Genomic DNA, 463 nt, shown 5'->3' on the forward strand with positions numbered 1-463 from the left:
ATGCTGCAGGCCGGCGCCCCGGTCGAGGTTTACAACAATCCGAACAACACCTTCGTCGCCGGCTTCCTCGGCTCGCCGGGCATGAACCTGATCAAGGCTGAATTGATCGAGAAAGCCGATGGCATCCATGCCGAACTCGGCGAGTTCGGGACGTCCGAAGTGCTGGACGCAGCGTTGACCCGGGCGGCGAAAAAGGCAGCGAGCCGGTCGGTATTTTACGGCTTCCGTCCGGAACAGGCGTCGCTTGCGGCAAGTGAAAGCAGCCTGCCGGTGTTCTTCGTCGAGCGCATCGGCGCCCGCACCATCGTGCATCTCGGCCGTGACAAGGCAACGATCAAGGTCGTGCTCGACAATGACACCGGCCTCGAAGCCGGCATGAAGGCCAGGCTGACGGTCAATCCGGGCGCGGTCAGGCTCTTCGATGCCGAAACCGGCCGCGTGATCAGGGAGGCTTGACCATGGC

Annotated in this window: 1 protein-coding gene; it reads left to right on the top strand. The window is 63.1% G+C overall.

Going from position 1 to position 463, the window contains the following annotated elements; all coding sequences use genetic code 11:
- Positions 1-456, top strand: a 456-nt coding sequence (locus AC1D0P_RS29175) for an ATP-binding cassette domain-containing protein (protein WP_477679925.1), incomplete at its 5' end; no start/stop codon positions are given.
- Positions 457-463 lie beyond the last annotated feature (7 nt).

This window comes from Polaromonas sp. P1_G2 (assembly GCF_056405515.1).